Source organism: Streptomyces sp. NBC_01460 (genome assembly GCF_036227405.1).
Classification (GTDB): Bacteria; Actinomycetota; Actinomycetes; order Streptomycetales; family Streptomycetaceae; genus Streptomyces.
The window spans coordinates 7,244,854-7,261,701 of the sequence record NZ_CP109473.1; the positions used below are offsets into that span (position 1 = coordinate 7,244,854).

Consider the following 16,848-nt stretch of genomic DNA (forward strand, 5'->3'; position numbering starts at 1 on the left):
GGATTCCGCCGGGAGTTCCCACGACTCCGGACCTTCCGTCGGAGGGGGATCTTCCACTCCTGGGGCCTCGTGGCTCCGGGAGTCCAGGGCCGCAGGGCCCCGGAGCACCCGGAGGGCTTGCGCAGTTTCCGACAAAGCCGCCGAGCGGGTTTGTCAATCGGTGACAAGTGATCCACACCGAGATCGACATCCGGCGATTTCCGCTGTTCAACGGCTTGTCCTGGCGGTTTCGACGGACATAACGTGCGCCCCCTGGTGCATGTGTGACAAGCCGTCGTTGCACGGACCGGAGCCGGAGCGCAGACAGATGACGTCGTTCACCACCACTTCGAGGGAGGGCCGATGGGAATCGAAGTAGTCGTCGAAGGCCTGACGAAATCCTTCGGCAAGCAGAACATCTGGCAGGACGTCAGTCTCACGCTGCCGGCGGGTGAGGTGAGCGTCATGCTCGGCCCTTCCGGGACCGGGAAGACCGTGTTCCTGAAATCCATCATCGGACTGCTGAAGCCGGAAAAAGGCCGTGTCCTGATCAACGGCGTCGACATGGTCAACAGCCCCGAGCGGGAGATCATGGAGACCCGGAAACTGTTCGGGCTCATGTTCCAGGACGGCGCCCTCTTCGGCTCGATGTCGCTCTTCGACAACATCGCCTTCCCCTTGCGTGAACACACCCGCAAGAAGGAGTCCGAGATCCGGCGCATCGTCATGGAGCGGATCGACATCGTCGGCCTGCTCGGCGCCGAGGGAAAGCTGCCGGGTGAGATATCCGGCGGTATGCGCAAGAGGGCCGGCCTGGCCCGTGCCCTCGTCCTGGACCCGCAGATCATCCTCTGCGACGAGCCCGACTCCGGACTCGACCCGGTGCGCACCGCCTACCTCTCGCAGCTCCTCATCGACCTCAACGCGCAGATCGACGCGACGATGCTCATCGTCACCCACAACCTCGACATCGCGGCCACCGTCCCGGACAACATGGGGATGCTCTTCTGCCGCAACCTCGTCACCTTCGGCCCGCGCGAAGTGCTGCTCACCAGCGACATGCCCGTGGTCTCGCAGTTCCTCGCCGGACGCCGTGAAGGTCCCATCGGCATGTCGGAGGAGAAGGACGCGGCCACCCTCGCAGCCGAGCAGACGAACGGCAACGGGTACGCGGCGGGGCCCCGCACCGTCGTACCCCAGCTGGAACCCTCGCCCGGGATGCCCGTACGGCAGGCGGCCCTGCGCCGCCGGGAGCGGGTCGTCTCCATGATGGGCCAGCTGCCGGAGGCCGCCCGTACGGCCATCCTGAACAGCTACACGCCGACCTTGGACGGTGGGCGCCGATGACGGCACCGCTGCCCGTACGGCCACCGGCGGAGCCGGCCACCGAGAAGGCTCCTCAGGCGTCGGGGCGGAAGCAGCCCTCGCGGCTCCTCGCCCCCCTGCGCCAGACCGGCCAGCTGTTCGCGCTCGCCCTGGCGGTCTCCCGGGCCGTCTTCCGCAGGCCGTTCCAGATGCGGGAGTTCATCGAGCAGTTCTGGTTCGTCGCCAGCGTCACCATCCTGCCCGCCGCCCTCGTGTCGATCCCCTTCGGCGCGGTCATCGCGCTCCAGGTCGGCTCCCTCACCGAGCAGCTCGGCGCCCAGTCCTTCACCGGCGGAGCCAGCGTCCTCGCCGTCATCCAGCAGGCCAGCCCGCTCATCGTGGCGCTGCTCATCGCCGGGGCCGCGGGGTCCGCCATCTGCGCCGACCTCGGGTCCCGCAAGATCCGCGAGGAACTGGACGCCATGGAGGTCATGGGCGTCTCGCCCGTCCAGCGCCTCGTCGTCCCGCGCGTGCTGGCCACCATGTTCGTCGCCGTACTGCTCAACGGGCTGGTGTCCGTCGTCGGCACGCTCGGCGGCTACTTCTTCAACGTCATCATGCAGGGCGGGACCCCCGGCGCCTACCTCGCGAGCTTCTCCGCCCTCGCCCAGCTGCCCGACCTCTACGTCGGTGAACTCAAGGCGCTGATCTTCGGCTTCATCGCCGGCATCGTCGCGGCGTACCGGGGACTGAACCCGCGCGGCGGCCCGAAGGGCGTCGGCGACGCGGTCAACCAGTCCGTCGTCATCACCTTCATGCTCCTGTTCGCCGTGAACATGGTCCTCACGGCGATCTACCTCCAGATCGTCCCCCCGAAGGGGGGCTGAGCGATGTCGATGCTCGGCTGGCTGGACCGCTCCGGCGAACAGCTCACCTTCTACGTACGCGCCCTGATCTGGATCCCCAGGACCCTGCGCCGCTACCTCAAGGAGGTCCAGCGGCTCCTCGCCGAGGTCGCCTTCGGCAGCGGCGGCCTCGGCGTCATCGGCGGAACCATCGGCGTGATGATCGCGATGACCCTCGCCACCGGCTCGGTCGTCGGCCTCCAGGGGTACGCCGCCCTCGACCAGATCGGCACCTCCGCCTTCACCGGTTTCATCTCCGCCTACTTCAACACCCGTGAGATCGCCCCGCTCGTCGCCGGCCTCGCCCTCTCCGCGACCGTCGGCGCCGGCTTCACCGCCCAGCTCGGCGCCATGCGGATCAACGAGGAGGTCGACGCCCTCGAAGCGATGGGCGTGCGCTCCATGCCCTACCTCGTCACCACACGGATCATCGCCGGCATCGTCGCCATCATCCCGCTGTACGCGATCGGGCTGCTCTCCTCCTACCTCGCGTCCCGCTACATCACCGTCCTGTTCAACGGGCAGTCGGCGGGCACGTACGACCACTACTTCAATCTCTTCCTCTCCCCGGACGACGTCCTGCTGTCGGTGCTCAAGGTGCTGATCTTCAGCGTGCTGGTGATCCTCGCCCACTGCTACTACGGCTTCCACGCCACCGGCGGACCCGCGGGAGTGGGCGTCGCCGTCGGCCGGTCGGTGCGCAACGCCATCGTGCTCATCAGCGTCACCGACTTCTTCCTCTCGCTCGCCATCTGGGGCGCGACGACAACGGTGAAGGTGGCCGGCTGATGTCCTCCTCCACGGCGCAGACGGTGCGCCGCAGACTCGCGGGTGTGGCCTTCGTGCTCGTGCCCGCCGTGCTCGTATGGGTGTCGGTCTCGGTGTACGAGAAGGACTTCACCGACGACGCCACCGTGACCGTACGCACCGGGAGCGTCGGCAACGAGATGCACGACAACGCCGAGGTGAAGCTGCGCGGCGTCGTCATCGGCGAGGTGCGCCACATCGCCTCCGACGGCGACGGGGCCCGTCTCACGCTCGCCATCGAGCCGGACCGGCTCGAGCAGATCCCGGCCGACGTCACCGCGCAGATGCTGCCCACCACGCTCTTCGGGGAACGGTTCGTCGCCCTCGTACCGCCCGCCGTCCCCTCCGCCGAGACCCTGCGGGCAGGAGCGGTGATCCCGCAGGACCGCTCCAGCAACGCGATCGAGCTGGAGGAGGTCCTGGACAACGTCCTGCCGATGCTGACCGCCGTCAAGCCGGAGAAGCTCGCCGCGACGCTGGGCGCCGTCTCCCAGGCGCTCGAAGGGCGCGGCGACAAGCTCGGCGACACGCTGGTCACCCTCGACGCGCACCTCAAGGAGTTCAACCCCCAACTCCCCACGCTCAACGCGGACATCAAGGAACTCGTCAAGGTGAGCCACCTCTACGCCGACGCCGCGCCCGACGTCCTGGACGCCCTGACCGACTTCACCACCACCAGCGGCACGATCGCCGAACAGCAGGCGGAGCTCGCGGATCTGTACGGATCCACCACCGCCTCCGCGAACGACGTCACCGCCTTCCTGCGGAGGAACAAGGACAACCTCATCCGCCTCTCCGCCTCCGGACGTCCCACCCTGGAACTCCTCGCGGAGTACTCCGACGCCTTCCCCTGCACCCTGCGCACCATGGCCGGGTTCGTCCCGGCCATGGACAAGGCGCTCGGCAAGGGCACCGACGAGCCGGGACTCCACGTCACCGTCAAGGTGGTGGAGTCCAAGGGAAAGTACGTGCCCGGAAGGGACACCCCGGTCTACCGGGCGACCGGCGGGCCGCACTGCTACTCGGTGCCGTACACCGGCAGGGCGGTCCCGACGGCCGACGCGCGCAAGGCCCCGGCCCCGGACGCCGGTGACGTGGAAGCGGCCGGGACCCCGGACATCACCGACACCGCCGACACCGCGCTCGGCGTCCCGAACTCCCCCGAGGAGAGCCGGCTCGTCAACGAGCTCGTCGCCCCCTCACTCGAAGTCCAGCCGCAGGCCCTGCCCGACTGGAGCAGCGTGCTCATCGGTCCGGCCTTCCGCGGTGCGGAGGTGAAGCTCAAGTGAAGCGCCGCTCCCTCACGGGCCCGATCGTGAAGTCCGTCGTCTTCATCGTGGTGACCGCCCTGGCGACCACCGTCCTGGCCCTGTCCATCGCCAACACGGGGGTCGGCGACACCGTCTCGTACAAGGCGAGGTTCACCGACGCCACCGGACTGGTCGTCGGCGACAGCGTCAGGATCGCGGGCGTCAAGGTCGGGCAGGTCGAGTCCATCAGGGTCGCCGACAGGCGGCAGGCCGAAGTCGGCTTCGCCGTGGACCAGGGCCGTGACCTGCCCGCCTCGGTGACCGCGTCGATCAAGTACCTCAACATGGTCGGGCAGCGCTACATCGACCTCGACCAGGGCACCGGGCCCGTGGGGGCGACCTTCAGGTCCGGGGCGACGATCCCGCTCTCGCGCACCACGCCCGCGCTCGACCTCACCCAGCTCTTCAACGGCTTCCAGCCCCTCTTCGAAGGGCTCTCCCCGCCGGACGTCAACCAACTCGCCGGCTCCATCGTGCAGGTCCTCCAGGGCGAGGGCGGCACGGTCGACAGCATTCTCTCCCACGTCGGATCGCTGACCGGCACCGTCGCGGCCAAGGACAAGGTGATCGGCGAGGTGATCAAGAACCTCAACACGGTTCTCACGACCGTGAACGACCGCGAGGCGGGATTCGACGACCTCGTCGTCACCCTCGAGAAGCTCGTCAAGGGCTTCTCCGGCGACCGCAAGCCGCTCGGTGACGCGGTCACGGCGATGGGGGCGCTCACCACCGTCACCGCCGACCTCCTGGAGGACGGCCGGGCTCCCCTGAAGAAGGACATCGCCGAGCTCGGCAGGCTCAGCGGGCAGCTCGACCGGAACGCCCCGACGATCGAGAGCTTCCTGCGGAAGGCGCCCGCCAAGATGGAGGCCATCACCCGCCTCACCTCGTACGGCTCCTGGCTCAACCTCTACCTCTGCGAGGCGAAGGTGGCCGGTGTGACGACCGAGGACGGCAGCGCCCCGCCCACCGGCATCACGATCGGCGGACCGAGGTGCACGGGATGAGGATCAAGCCCGTACGGGAACGGAATCCCGTCGCCGTCGGCGTCATCGGACTCGTCGTCCTGGCCCTCCTCGGCCTCGCCGCCTACCGCGCCGACGCCCTGCCCTTCATCGGCGGCGGCACCGCCTACAGCGCCGACTTCACCGAGTCCGCCGGGCTCGACGCCGGCGACGAGGTGCGGATCGCCGGGGTGAAGGTCGGAGAGGTCACCGGCGTCTCGCTCGACGGCGCCAAGGTGAAGGTCGACTTCGAGGTCCAGGACGCCTGGATCGGCGACTCCTCCACCGTCGGGATCGCCATCAAGACCCTCCTGGGCGACAAGTACCTCGCCATCGACCCGCTCGGCGACGCCCCGCAGGACCCGGACTCCCGCATCACGTCGAGCCGCACCACCTCCCCGTACGACGTCACCCAGGCGTTCAACGGACTCGGCGAGACCATCGAGGAGATCGACACCGCCCAGCTCGCCCAGAGCTTCGAGACCATCTCGGACACCTTCAAGGACTCCCCGCCCGACGTGCGCAGCGCGGCGGAAGGGCTCTCCGCGCTGTCGAGGACGGTCTCCGAGCGTGACGCGCAGCTCGCCACCCTCCTCAAGGGCAGCAAGCAGCTCACCAGGACGCTCGCCACGAAGAAGAGCAGCTTCGAGACCCTGCTGGAGGACGGCAACCTGCTCCTGGGCGAGATCCAGGCCCGGCGCGACTCCATCCACCTGCTGCTCACCGGCACCCGGGACCTCGGCACCCAGCTCACCGGTCTCGTCGCCGACAACGACAAGCAGCTGAAGCCCACCCTCGACTCGCTGGGGCGGGTCACCGCCGTCCTGGTGAAGAACCGCAAGAGCCTCGACCAGGTGCTCTCGATGGCCGGGACCTACAACCGGCTCGTCGGCAACACCCTCGGCAACGGCCGCTGGTTCGACAACTACGTCTGCGGCGTCGTCCCCAAGGACTACCTGCCGAAGGACACGCCCCCGACGAACGACTGCATGCCGCCGAAGCAGGGGGGCCGCTGACATGAGACGCACCCGCATCATCGGCATCGGAGCCGGCCTCGCCGTCGTGGCCGTGGCCGTCGGCTCGGGCGTGGCGGCCATGGACCAGGAGGGCACGACCACCGTCACCGCCTACTTCGACCGGGCCACCGGGGTGTACCCCGGTTCGGACCTGCGGATCCTCGGGGTGAAGGTGGGCACCGTCGAATCGGTGAAGCCCCACGGCGAGGAGGTCAGGATCACCCTGCGCCTCGACGAGGGCGTGCAGGTCCCCGCGGACGCCCACGCCCTCGTCGTCGCGCCCAGCCTCGTCGCCGACCGGTACGTCCAGCTCGCCCCGGCCTACACCGGCGGACCGCGGCTGGCGGGGGGCGCCGTCCTCCCCGCGGCGAACAACGCCACCCCCATCGAGGTGGACCAGCTCTACGAGTCGATCACGGAACTCTCCACCGCACTCGGCCCCGACGGGGCCAACGCCGAAGGGGCGCTCTCCGGACTCCTGGAGACCGGGTCCAAGAACCTCAAGGGCAACGGAGAGGCCATCGGGGACTCCATCGAACAGTTCGGCAAGGCGACGAAGACGCTCGACAAGAGCAGCGGCAACCTCTTCGACACGCTCTCCTACCTGCAGACCTTCACCACCATGCTGAAGGAGAAGGACGGGGACGTACGCGCCGCGGAGCAGCAGCTCAACACCGTCACCGGCTTCCTCGCCGACGACAAGGAGAACCTCAGCGCGGCGCTGAAGGAGCTGGGCACCGCGCTCGGCCAGGTCAAGACCTTCATCCAGAAGAACCGCGGTGCCCTCAAGAAGAACGTGGACCTCCTGGTGCCGCTCACCCAGATCCTGGTGGACCAACGCGCCTCGCTCGCCGAGTCGCTCGACACGCTCCCGCTCGCGGCGGGCAACGTGCTCAACGCCTACGACCCGGCCAACCGCACCCTCAACGGGCGGACGAACCTCAACGAGCTGTCCATGGGCGGGCCGCTCGTCGACTCCGGGGCGGCGACCGCCGGCCTCGACGGTCTCGCCCCGGTGGACGCCACCCGGCAGAGGGCCCTGCCCGTCCTGCCGCTGCCCGCCGTCGGCACCGTCTACGGAACCCCGGCGGACACGGGGGACCAGAAGAAGAAGACCGGCACCGGCGAGAACAAGGAGGGGGACCGATGAGCCCCGCCGCGCACACCACCGGCACCCGTGTGGTCGCGGGCCTCGGCGCCCTGGTCGCCGCCGGCGTCTGCTTCACGCTCGTCGCCACGACCACCGGCCTGCCCTCGTTCCCGGGCATCGACCAGATGCCGCTGCCCGGCGGAGCCGACCTCGGTGACCACCCGTACGAGATCACCGCCGAGTTCGGCGACGTCCTCAGCCTCGCGCCGCAGTCGTCCGTCAAGGTCAACGACGTGGCCGTGGGCCGGGTCACCAGGATCTCCCTCACCCCGGGCAGCTGGACCGCCAAGGTCACCATGCGGGTCAACGGGAAGATCAGGATGCCTGCCAACGCCTACGCCCACCTCGAACAGTCCAGCCTCCTCGGCGAGAAGTACGTCCAGCTCTCACCGCCCGCCGAGGGCACGGCCCAGGGCGCGCTGTCCGACGGTGACCGGATCCCGCTCGTCCGCACGAACCGCAACCCCGAGGTCGAAGAGGTCTTCGGCGCCCTGTCCATGCTCCTCAACGGCGGTGGCGTCGCCCAGTTGAAGACCATCACCACGGAGCTCAACAAGGCACTGGCCGGACAGGAGCCCCAGATCCGCTCGATGCTGAGCCGCGTCGACACGCTCGTCACCGATCTGGACACCCACAAGGAGGACATCACCGACGCGCTCGACGGGGTGAACCGGCTGGCCGCCACCCTCGCCACCCGGAAGCAGGACGTCGGGACCGTGCTCACCGGGCTCAGCCCGGGGCTGAAGGTCCTGGAGAAGCAGCGCGGATCGCTGCTCACCATGCTGCGCTCCCTCGACACCCTCTCCACCGTCGCCGTCGACACGGTCAACAGGAGCAAGGCCGACATGGTCGCCGACCTCAAGGCCCTCGCCCCCACCCTCACCGCGCTCGCCGACTCCGGGAACGACCTCCCCGACTCCCTGCAGGTGCTGCTCACCTACCCGTTCACCGACGAGGTGCTGCGCGGGGTGAAGGGCGACTACCTCAACGTCTACCTGGACGTGACCGCCATGCCCGGCACCCAGATCATCCCCGCGCTCACCCCGGACGCCCCGGCGGCGACCGGCACCCGGAAGTCCGGCTCGGCGCTGCCTTTGCCGCTTCCCTCGGTCACCACGTCCGGCACGGAGGGCACCCGCTGATGATCACCGTCGCCACCCGGCTCAAGAACATCGCCTTCCTGGTCATCGCGGTGCTCGTCCTCGGCTACCTGGGCGTCCGCTACGCCGACCTCGGCCACTACGTGGGCCTGCGCGGCTACTACACCGTCAAGGTGCAACTCCCTCAGACGGGCGGCCTGTTCACGCACTCCAACGTCACCTACCGGGGTGTCTCCGTCGGTCGGGTCGGCCCGATCGAGCTGACCGACGACGGCGTCGAGGCCGAACTGCGCATCGAGGACGACGCGCCGCCCATCCCCGACGGCCTGCACGCCGTCGTCGCCAGTCTCTCCGCCGTCGGTGAGCAGTACGTCGATCTCCGTCCCACCCGCGACGACGGCCCGTTCCTGGAGAACGGCTCGGTCATCGACGAGGCCGACACCACCGTCCCCGCGCCCGTCACCGACGTGCTCACCAGCGTCAACGACCTCACGGCCTCCGTCGACACCGAGGCCCTGCGCACCGTCGTCGAGGAGTTCGGCGCGGCGTTCGAGGGGCGCGGCGACGACCTCCAGGTCCTGCTCGACACCGGCAGCGAGTTCGTCGACGCCGCCGACGAGGCCCTGCCGACCACCACCAGACTGATGGCGGACGGCGAGACGGTGCTCCGTACCCAGGCCGAACAGGGCGAGGCGCTCAAGGGATTCGCTTCCGGAGCCGAGGAACTGGCCGCCGAACTCAAGGGATCCGACACCGACCTGCGCCGGCTCATCGCGACGGCTCCCGGTGCGACCGCCCAGATCAGCGGGCTCCTGCGCGACCTCGAACCCGGCTTCGGCGTGGTCGTCGCCAACCTCCTCACCACCTCCGAGATCGCCGTGACCCGGCAGCGCGGACTGGAGGAGCTCCTGGTGAAGGTGCCCGCGGTCGCCGCGGCCGGAGCGAGCATCATCGACGAGAGCGGGGAGGCCCGCTTCGGGATGTCCGTCACCTTCTTCGAGCCGCTGCCCTGCACCGCCGGGTACGGCTCCACCACCTACCGCCCCGGCAAGGACCTCTCGGCCGCCCCACCGGTCAACACCGGGGCGCGCTGCGCCTCCTCGCCCGGCAGCGGCATCAACGTCCGCGGCAGCGCCAACGCCCCCGGCGGCGGAGGCGTACCGGAGCCGGCGGTACCCGGCTCCCTGCTCACGGGCGGAGACGGGACCCGGCTGCCCGGCGCCCTCGGCGCCGGCACGGACAGCGCGGGGACGGCCGACGGCATGGCCGGGCTGCTGGGACTGGGAGGCGGAGCGTGAACACCCGTACCAAGAGGCTGAGCGGCTGGGCCGGAATGCTCGCCGCCGTGCTGGTCTGCGCGTTCGGCGGCTGGTCCTACGCGCAGGCGCGCGGCGACGACACCCTGGCGTACGCCGAGGCGCGTGACGCCGCGCTCGCCGACGGCAGGACGAACCTCGCGCGGCTGAACAGCATGGACGGCAGGAGCGCGTCGAGCGTGAGGACCGGACTCGCCGCCTGGCTGGCCTCCTCCACCGGCCCGCTGCACGACCGGCTGGAGAGCACACGGAAGAAGGACACCGCCGAGCTCACCGACGACGGGGCCACCGCGCGCGGCAAGGTCACCGACGCGGCGCTCACGGCACTCGACGAGCGGGCCGGTACGGCGGCGCTGATCGCCACCGTGGACGTCGAGGTCACCCCGCGCACCGGCAAGGCAGGCACGCAGCGCAAACGCTTCGAGGCGAGCCTGGCCCGCACCGGGGACGGCTGGAAGATCAAGGCACTGGACGCGATACCGGTCGGGAGCGGCGGATGACACGGACCGGAGGGACCACGATCGAGGACGCCTCCTCGACCCCGGAGCCGGACGAGGAGGTACGGGACGAGGAGGCCGGCACCGGCCGGGAGCCGGGCACCTCCCGTCGCGCGGCCTGGCGGCGCGGTCTCGCGGCGGTCCTGGCCGCCGCCCTGCTGGCCACCGGTGCCGTCCTCCTGGTCGAGGCGCGGCAGCTGCGGGACACCCCCGCCACCTCGAACCGGGCGCTCACCGACACCGCGGAGACCACTCGGGTCGTGGGCGACGTGAGCAGCGCCCTGGGCAAGGTCTTCTCCTACAGCCCGCAGGGAACCGCCGCCACCAAGGAAGCGGCGAAGCGCCTCCTCGCGGGCGAGGCGCTGCGGCAGTACGCGGCGCTGTTCGGCCAGGTGGAGAAGCAGGCGGCCGACCAGAAGCTCACGCTCACCTCGCAGGCCGTACGCGCCGGAGTCACCCGGCTCGGCCCCCGCAGCGCCCACCTCCTCGTCTTCCTCGACCAGGTGTACGAGCGCGAGGGGAAGGCGGCCACCACGGCGGCGGCGCAGCTCTCGGTGACGGCGGAACTGCGCGGCAGCCGCTGGGTCATCGTCGACATCACCTCCAGGTAGGGGAGAGGCACCAATGGCACGGGTACGGACGACGAGGAATCCGCTGGTGGTGGCGGCGATCGTGCTGACGGTCGCGGCGGCCGGCGCGGCGGGATGGGGCGGCTGGTCGCGCTACGACGCCGCGCACGACGGATCGGCGGCCTACGCGGAGGCCCGCGACGCGGCGCTGGCCGCGGGGGAGCAGGCCGTGCAGAACATGAACACGCTGGACCACGCCCAGGTCGAGAAGGGGCTCGACAGGTGGGAGGACTCGACCACCGGAGACCTCCACCGGCAACTCGTCGACGGGCGGGACGCGTTCGTGAAGCAGATCGAGGCGGCCAGGACCGTCAGCACGGCCAGGATCCTGTCGGGCGCCGTGACCGAGCTCGACGAGAGGGCCGGCAAGGCGGGGGTGATGGTCGCGCTGCGGGTCACCGTGACCGCGCCCGAGGGCAAGCCCGCGGTCAAGGAGAGCCGGATGCTCGGGCAGCTCACCCGCACTTCCGGGGGATGGAAGCTCAGCGCCCTCGGCCAGGCGCCCGTCGGCAACACCGCCGGCTGAAACCGCCCGACCGCCCCGCCCCGAGAGGACCCCCGACATGTCGACGACCCGACACCTCGTCAACCGCCGCCGCCGTCTCGCCACCGTCGCCACGGCCCCGGCCGTCCCGCGTACGGACACCGCCCCGGCGGACGAGCGCGAGCCTACGGCCCCGACCACGGCCGGACCGGAACCCGCCGCGGAAGACACGCCCGAGGCGGCCGCCGAGCCCGACGACGACGCCGCCCCGGTGGAGGAGCCCGCCGGGGACGAACGGCTCCGCGGCAGACTGCCCCGTCCGCGCATCCGGCTCCCCGCCGTGCTCTGCGCGGCCACCGTCCTCCTCGGGGCCTTCGCCGCCTGGGCGTTCAGCTCCGCCGCGGCGCTCCGGGACGATCCGACCCGGCAGAACACCGCCCTCACCGACATCAGCCGGACCAGCGAGGTGAAGGGCCAGATCACCGAAGCCGTGGGGGCCGTCTTCTCGTACACGTACGCCTCGCCGGGGAAGTCGGACCTGTCCGCGCAGAAGTACCTGACCGGCAAGGCCGTCCAGCAGCACAAGGACATGCTCGCCGAGGTACGCGCCCAGGCGCCGAAGCAGAAGCTGGTGCTCACCACGACCGTCACCGAGAGCGGGGTCGAACTCCTCGACGGCGACCGGGCCCGGCTGCTGGTCTTCGCGGACCAGAGCAACACCCGTACCGGCAAGGAGGAGGAGACGACGTACGCCGCCGCCATGTTCGCCGTGGACGCCGTCCGCCGCGGTGACAGCTGGCGGATCGCCGCCATCGACACCTTCACGCGATGACCCAGGAGAGGGAGGACACATGAGGTTCGACGGAACCATGCGCCGCGGACTCGCCGGCACGGCCACCGCGGTCGCCGCCATGGCGGCGCTCACCGCGTCCCAGGCCCCGGGGCTCACGGGCGGCGCCGCCGCGGACGACATGAAGAACGTGGCGTCGGACGACGTCGTCTGGACCGAGGTGCCCAACGACGACAGCTACCACACGGAGCTGCCGCCCCTGCGGTCACCGGAGCCCCCGGAACCCATCGGGAAGAAGAAGCCCGGCCCGGCCGTCGTGCAGTCCTGGGCCGAGGCAGGCATCCCCGCCACCGTCCTCGCCGCCTACCGGAACGCGCAGAGCGCGCTCGGCCGCCGCGACCCCGGCTGCCGGCTTCCCTGGCACCTGCTCGCGGCGATCGGCAAGGTGGAGTCCGGGCACGCGGGCGGGGGACGGGTGGACGCCGCCGGCACCACCCTCACCCCGATCCTCGGCCCCGTCCTGAACGGTGCGGGGTTCGCCTACATCCCGGACACCGACGGCGGGGCCTACGACGGCGACGCCACGTACGACAGGGCCGTCGGGCCGATGCAGTTCATCCCGTCCACCTGGGCGCACTGGGGCAAGGACGGCAACGGCGACGGGCGCAGGGACCCGAACAACGTGGCGGACGCCGCGCTCGCCGCGGGCCACTACCTCTGCGCGGGAAACCGGAACCTGTCCGCCCAGGCGGATCTGGACAGGGCTGTCCTCAGCTACAACCACTCGGACACCTATCTGCGCACGGTCCTGTCCTGGCTGGACTTCTACCGCAAGGGCGTCCACTCCGTCGCCGACGGCAGGGGCGTCATCCCGCGGAGCCCCGGAGCGGGCAGCCCCCACGCCCCGAAGGCACCGGTCGGAGGCCCCGGCAGCCCGAGCGGCCCCGGTCACGGAGGCGGCGGCATCATCGTCGGCCCGCAGCCCAGCGCCACACCGACACCCTCCACCTCACCGACCCCCACACCCACGCCGACGGACCCCGGCAGCCCAGGCCCCACCCCGGACCCCACGGACCCCGGACCCACCCCCGACCCCACCGACACCGGTCCCACCCCGGATCCGACGACAACCCCGGACCCGACCCCCACGCCCGACCCGACCACGACCCCGGACCCGACCACCACCCCCGACCCGGAGCCCGGCACCACCGGCCCCGGCTGCCCCACCCCGTCGGCGGAGCCCGACCCCGCCGCCCCCACGGACGCGCCCTCCGACGACCCCTGCGCCACTCCCGCCGCCTGACGGGTCAGCCGCCGCCGAACACCTCGGACAGGTCGTACCGCACCACTTCCTCCAGCTGCGCGTAGGTGCAGCCGGAGGGGGTGCGGTCCGGCCGCCACCGCCGGAACTGGGTGGTGTGGCGGAATCGGTCGCCCTCCATGTGGTCGTACGCCACCTCGCAGACCCTCTCGGGCGCGAGCGCCACCCAGGACAGGTCCTTCTTGCCCGACCAGCGGCTCGGAGCGCCCGGCAGCCGTGACCCCTCGTGCGCCGCCGCGTCCGCCCAGGCCGCCCAGGGGTGGTCCGCCGGCTCGACGCGCAACGGGTCGAGCTCCTCCAGGAGTTCGGCGCGCCGCTTCATCGTGAAGGCCGCGCACACGCCCACATGCTGCAGGGCGCCCCCGGAGTCGTACAGACCGAGCAGCAGTGAGCCGACCACGGGGCCGCTCTTGTGGAAGCGGTACCCCGCCACCACACAGTCGGCGGTCCGCTCGTGCTTGATCTTGTACATGGTGCGTACGTCCGGGCGGTACGGCAGATCGAGAGGCTTGGCGACCACCCCGTCGAGCCCCGCGCCCTCGTACCGTTCGAACCACTCCCGGGCGAGGGCCGGGTCCGTGGTGGAGGGGGCGAGGTGGACCGGGGCCGAGGCGCCGGCCAGCGCGCCCTCCAGGACGGTCCGCCGCTCGGCCTGCACGGTGGTGAGCAGCGACGTGTCGTCCAGGGCGAGGACGTCGAAGGCGACGAAACTCGCCGGGGTCCGCTCGGCGAGGGTCCGCACCCGGGAGTCGGCCGGATGGATCCGCTCGCTCAGCCGGTCGAAGTCCAGCCGCCCCTCGTACGGCAGGACGATCTCGCCGTCGACCACGCAGCGGGGCGGCAGGTTCTCCCGGACGGCGGTGACCACCTCGGGGAAGTAGCGGGTGAGCGGCTTGCCCGTCCGGCTGCCGATCACCACCTCGTCGCCGTCCCGGTGCACGATCGCCCGGAACCCGTCCCACTTCGCCTCGTACTGCATCCCCGGGGGGATCGAGGACACGGACTTGGCGAGCATCGGCTTCACAGGAGGCATCACCGGCAGGTCCATGGCCCCGATTCTCGCCCACCGCTCGTGCCTCGTCCTCCGATATGCGGCATATGTGGGCCCGGCCTACGGTGTCCGACATGGGAGCAGGAGCAGCGGTGGAGCTGGACGCGGACGGACGGGCCGTACGGCTGTCGAACCCGGACAAGGTGTACTTCCCGGAGAAGGGCTACACCAAGAGGGACGTGGCCGACTACTTCCGGGCCGTCGGGCCCGGGATCCTCCGCGCCCTGCGCGAGCGGCCCACCACCCTCCAGCGCTTCGTCGACGGGGTCGAGGGCGACTTCTTCTACCAGAAGCGGGCGCCGAAGAACCTCCCCGACTGGACCCCCACCGCCCGGATCGAGTTCCCCAGCGGCCGGCACGCCGACGAGATGTGCCCCACCGAGCTGGGGTCCGTCCTCTGGGCCGCCAACCTGGGCACCCTGACCTTCCACCCCTGGCCGGTGCGCAGGGCGGACACCGACCACCCCGACGAACTGCGCATCGACCTCGACCCGCAGCCCGGCACCGACTACGCCGACGCGGTGACGGCGGCGCACGAACTGCGCGCGGTCCTGGAGGACCACGGGCTGCGCGGCTGGCCCAAGACCTCCGGCGGGCGCGGCATCCACGTCTTCGTCCCGATCGTCCCCGAGTGGACGTTCACCCAGGTCAGACGCTCCGCCATCGCGGTGGGACGGGAGCTGGAACGGCGGATGCCGGACCGGGTCACCACGGCCTGGTGGAAGGAGGAGCGGGGCGAGCGGATCTTCGTCGACTACAACCAGACCGCCCGCGACCGCACCATCGCTTCCGCCTACTCCGTGCGCCCCTTCCCGCACGCCCCGGTCTCCGCCCCGCTGCGCTGGGAGGAGATCGACGACGCCGAGCCCCGCGACTTCGACCTCCGGACCATGCCCGTGCGGTACGCCGAGGTGGGCGACCTGCACGCCGACATGGACGACCACGCCTTCCGGCTCGACCAGGTGCTGGAGCTGGCGCGGCGGGACGAGCACGAACACGAGCTCGGCGACCTGCCCTATCCGCCGGAGTACCCCAAGATGCCGGGCGAACCGAAGCGCGTGCAGCCCAGCCGCGCCCGGCACGACACCGGTGACGACGCGTGAGCGCCGACGAGGGGGCCACCGGGCCTCCCGCGCACGGCGCGCACGGCAGGCCCCCGACGCGGGCCGAGAAGTGGGCCTCGTACAAGCAGTCGCCGTACGTCCCGGCGTTCGTGCTGGTCTTCATCCTGGCCGCCGCGGCGGGGCTCTTCGCCGGCTCGTACACCTACACGATGGCCGACCCGACGCCGCGCCGGATCCCCGCCGCCGTGGTCAGCGGCGTCGGGACCCGGGGCGGGACGGAGTTCATCGCGGGGATGGAGAAGGCCCTCGACGCCTCCCTCCAGCTGCACCCGTACGCCACCCGGGGCGCCGCTCGTCTGGCCATGGAGGAGCAGAAGGTCTTCGTGACCGTGCGGCCGGCGACGCGCGGGGTGGCCATGGACATCGCCGGGGCCGGCGGGGCCACGGTCGCCCAGCTGCTCGCCGAGACCGGCGCGAAGGTCGCGAAGGCGACCGGGGTCCCCGTGACGATCACGGACGTCAAACCCCTCCAGAAGGGCGACCCGCGCGGCCTGGCGCTCTTCTACATCTCGCTGGCCGCCGTCATCATCGGCTTCGTCGGAGCCATCCAGCTCAGCGTGCACGCACGGGCGCTCAACCCGCTCGAACGGATCGGCTTCACCCTCGCCTACGCCCTGCTGGGCGGCTTCGCGATCGCCGCGGTGGTGGACTGGCTGATCGGCGCGCTGGATCTGCCGTTCGTCGAGTCCTGGCTGATCCTCGCGTTCACGATGTTCGCCTCGGGCATGGTCTTCACCATGTTCAACACCATCATGGGGCGCTGGGCGATGATCCCCACCTGGGGGCTCATGGTGCTGCTGGGCAATCCGTCGTCGGGCGGCGCGGTGTCCTGGCCGCTGCTGCCCTCGGCGCTCGGGCACATCGGGCGGTGGCTGCCGCCCGGCGCCTCGGTCAACGCCCAGCACACGGCGGTCTACTACCAGGGCCACCAGTACGCCTTCCCGTTCCTGGTGCTGACGGGCTGGGCGCTCGTCTCCTGCACGGTCTTCTGGGTGTGGCGCCACCGGCACCCCGGCGGCCGCGGCCGCATGCCGGAGCATGCGGCCACGGCCGCCTGAGC

17 protein-coding genes are annotated in these 16,848 nt (G+C 71.0%); 16 read left to right on the forward strand and 1 reads right to left on the reverse strand.

The window, feature by feature from the left end; translation table 11 throughout:
• Window positions 1-342 precede the first annotated feature (342 nt).
• The 14 genes from OG488_RS32620 to OG488_RS32685 are packed head-to-tail and all read left to right on the forward strand — an operon-like array spanning window position 343 to window position 13,595.
• Window positions 343-1,326, forward strand: a complete 984-nt coding sequence (locus tag OG488_RS32620; protein ID WP_329235698.1) for an ABC transporter ATP-binding protein — start codon at window positions 343-345, stop codon at window positions 1,324-1,326.
• A complete protein-coding gene (locus OG488_RS32625; RefSeq protein WP_329235700.1) occupies window positions 1,323-2,171 on the forward strand; it encodes an MlaE family ABC transporter permease in 849 nt (282 codons plus the stop codon). The genes OG488_RS32620 and OG488_RS32625 overlap by 4 nt, the downstream gene beginning before the upstream one ends.
• 3 nt (window positions 2,172-2,174) lie before the next feature.
• Window positions 2,175-2,978 (forward strand): MlaE family ABC transporter permease, encoded by an 804-nt coding sequence (locus OG488_RS32630; protein ID WP_329235702.1) that lies wholly within the window; start codon window positions 2,175-2,177, stop codon window positions 2,976-2,978.
• On the forward strand, window positions 2,978-4,285 hold the full coding sequence (locus OG488_RS32635) for an MCE family protein (protein WP_329235704.1): 1,308 nt from the start codon (window positions 2,978-2,980) through the stop codon (window positions 4,283-4,285). The genes OG488_RS32630 and OG488_RS32635 overlap by 1 nt, the downstream gene beginning before the upstream one ends.
• Window positions 4,282-5,313, forward strand: a complete 1,032-nt coding sequence (locus tag OG488_RS32640; protein ID WP_329235706.1) for an MCE family protein — start codon at window positions 4,282-4,284, stop codon at window positions 5,311-5,313. The genes OG488_RS32635 and OG488_RS32640 overlap by 4 nt, the downstream gene beginning before the upstream one ends.
• The gene (locus tag OG488_RS32645) at window positions 5,310-6,326 is read left to right on the forward strand and encodes an MCE family protein (RefSeq protein WP_329235708.1); all 1,017 of its coding nucleotides are present in this window, start codon (window positions 5,310-5,312) and stop codon (window positions 6,324-6,326) included. The genes OG488_RS32640 and OG488_RS32645 overlap by 4 nt, the downstream gene beginning before the upstream one ends.
• A 1-nt stretch (window position 6,327) precedes the next feature.
• A complete protein-coding gene (locus tag OG488_RS32650; RefSeq protein WP_329235709.1) occupies window positions 6,328-7,476 on the forward strand; it encodes an MCE family protein in 1,149 nt (382 codons plus the stop codon).
• Window positions 7,473-8,618, forward strand: coding sequence for an MCE family protein (locus OG488_RS32655; RefSeq protein WP_329235711.1), 1,146 nt, complete (start codon window positions 7,473-7,475; stop codon window positions 8,616-8,618). The genes OG488_RS32650 and OG488_RS32655 overlap by 4 nt, the downstream gene beginning before the upstream one ends.
• Window positions 8,618-9,874 carry an MlaD family protein gene (locus OG488_RS32660; RefSeq protein ID WP_329235713.1) on the forward strand — a complete coding sequence of 419 codons (1,257 nt, stop codon included), beginning with the start codon at window positions 8,618-8,620 and terminating at the stop codon, window positions 9,872-9,874. Before OG488_RS32655 ends, OG488_RS32660 begins: the two co-directional genes overlap by 1 nt.
• Window positions 9,871-10,392, forward strand: a complete 522-nt coding sequence (locus OG488_RS32665) for a hypothetical protein (protein WP_329235715.1) — start codon at window positions 9,871-9,873, stop codon at window positions 10,390-10,392. Before OG488_RS32660 ends, OG488_RS32665 begins: the two co-directional genes overlap by 4 nt.
• A complete protein-coding gene (locus OG488_RS32670) occupies window positions 10,389-11,000 on the forward strand; it encodes a hypothetical protein (protein WP_329235717.1) in 612 nt (203 codons plus the stop codon). The genes OG488_RS32665 and OG488_RS32670 overlap by 4 nt, the downstream gene beginning before the upstream one ends.
• Window positions 11,001-11,013: 13 nt before the next feature.
• Complete coding sequence (locus OG488_RS32675) at window positions 11,014-11,544, forward strand: nuclear transport factor 2 family protein (RefSeq protein ID WP_329235719.1); 531 nt, start codon at window positions 11,014-11,016, stop codon at window positions 11,542-11,544.
• A gap of 37 nt (window positions 11,545-11,581) precedes the next feature.
• The gene (locus OG488_RS32680; RefSeq protein WP_329235720.1) at window positions 11,582-12,334 is read left to right on the forward strand and encodes a hypothetical protein; all 753 of its coding nucleotides are present in this window, start codon (window positions 11,582-11,584) and stop codon (window positions 12,332-12,334) included.
• Window positions 12,335-12,353: 19 nt separating this feature from the next.
• Window positions 12,354-13,595 carry a lytic transglycosylase domain-containing protein gene (locus OG488_RS32685; RefSeq protein WP_329235722.1) on the forward strand — a complete coding sequence of 414 codons (1,242 nt, stop codon included), beginning with the start codon at window positions 12,354-12,356 and terminating at the stop codon, window positions 13,593-13,595.
• A 4-nt stretch (window positions 13,596-13,599) separates the two neighbouring features.
• Here the strand turns inward: OG488_RS32685 and OG488_RS32690 are convergent, their stop codons facing one another.
• Window positions 13,600-14,661 (reverse strand): ATP-dependent DNA ligase, encoded by a 1,062-nt coding sequence (locus OG488_RS32690; protein ID WP_329235724.1) that lies wholly within the window; start codon window positions 14,659-14,661, stop codon window positions 13,600-13,602.
• Window positions 14,662-14,756: 95 nt separating this feature from the next.
• On the opposite strand from OG488_RS32690, the gene ligD reads away from it, so the two are divergent.
• Both ligD and OG488_RS32700 read left to right on the forward strand, forming a co-directional pair.
• On the forward strand, window positions 14,757-15,767 hold the full coding sequence (gene ligD / locus OG488_RS32695; RefSeq protein ID WP_329239172.1) for a non-homologous end-joining DNA ligase: 1,011 nt from the start codon (window positions 14,757-14,759) through the stop codon (window positions 15,765-15,767).
• On the forward strand, window positions 15,764-16,846 hold the full coding sequence (locus tag OG488_RS32700; RefSeq protein ID WP_329235726.1) for an ABC transporter permease: 1,083 nt from the start codon (window positions 15,764-15,766) through the stop codon (window positions 16,844-16,846). The genes ligD and OG488_RS32700 overlap by 4 nt, the downstream gene beginning before the upstream one ends.
• Window positions 16,847-16,848: the final 2 nt, after the last annotated feature.

What these genes read in the sequence shown, in the direction of transcription:
- OG488_RS32675 (WP_329235719.1), top strand. Translation starts at nt 11,014, where the DNA reads ATGGCACGGGTACGGACGACGAGGAATCCGCTGGTGGTGGCGGCGATC.
- OG488_RS32625 (WP_329235700.1), top strand. Translation starts at nt 1,323, where the DNA reads ATGACGGCACCGCTGCCCGTACGGCCACCGGCGGAGCCGGCCACCGAG.
- OG488_RS32670 (WP_329235717.1), top strand. Translation starts at nt 10,389, where the DNA reads ATGACACGGACCGGAGGGACCACGATCGAGGACGCCTCCTCGACCCCG.
- OG488_RS32685 (WP_329235722.1), top strand. Translation starts at nt 12,354, where the DNA reads ATGAGGTTCGACGGAACCATGCGCCGCGGACTCGCCGGCACGGCCACC.
- OG488_RS32655 (WP_329235711.1), top strand. Translation starts at nt 7,473, where the DNA reads ATGAGCCCCGCCGCGCACACCACCGGCACCCGTGTGGTCGCGGGCCTC.
- OG488_RS32630 (WP_329235702.1), top strand. Translation starts at nt 2,175, where the DNA reads ATGTCGATGCTCGGCTGGCTGGACCGCTCCGGCGAACAGCTCACCTTC.
- OG488_RS32620 (WP_329235698.1), top strand. Translation starts at nt 343, where the DNA reads ATGGGAATCGAAGTAGTCGTCGAAGGCCTGACGAAATCCTTCGGCAAG.
- OG488_RS32660 (WP_329235713.1), top strand. Translation starts at nt 8,618, where the DNA reads ATGATCACCGTCGCCACCCGGCTCAAGAACATCGCCTTCCTGGTCATC.
- OG488_RS32635 (WP_329235704.1), top strand. Translation starts at nt 2,978, where the DNA reads ATGTCCTCCTCCACGGCGCAGACGGTGCGCCGCAGACTCGCGGGTGTG.
- OG488_RS32680 (WP_329235720.1), top strand. Translation starts at nt 11,582, where the DNA reads ATGTCGACGACCCGACACCTCGTCAACCGCCGCCGCCGTCTCGCCACC.
- OG488_RS32645 (WP_329235708.1), top strand. Translation starts at nt 5,310, where the DNA reads ATGAGGATCAAGCCCGTACGGGAACGGAATCCCGTCGCCGTCGGCGTC.
- OG488_RS32690 (WP_329235724.1), bottom strand. Translation starts at nt 14,661, where the DNA reads ATGGACCTGCCGGTGATGCCTCCTGTGAAGCCGATGCTCGCCAAGTCC.
- OG488_RS32650 (WP_329235709.1), top strand. Translation starts at nt 6,328, where the DNA reads ATGAGACGCACCCGCATCATCGGCATCGGAGCCGGCCTCGCCGTCGTG.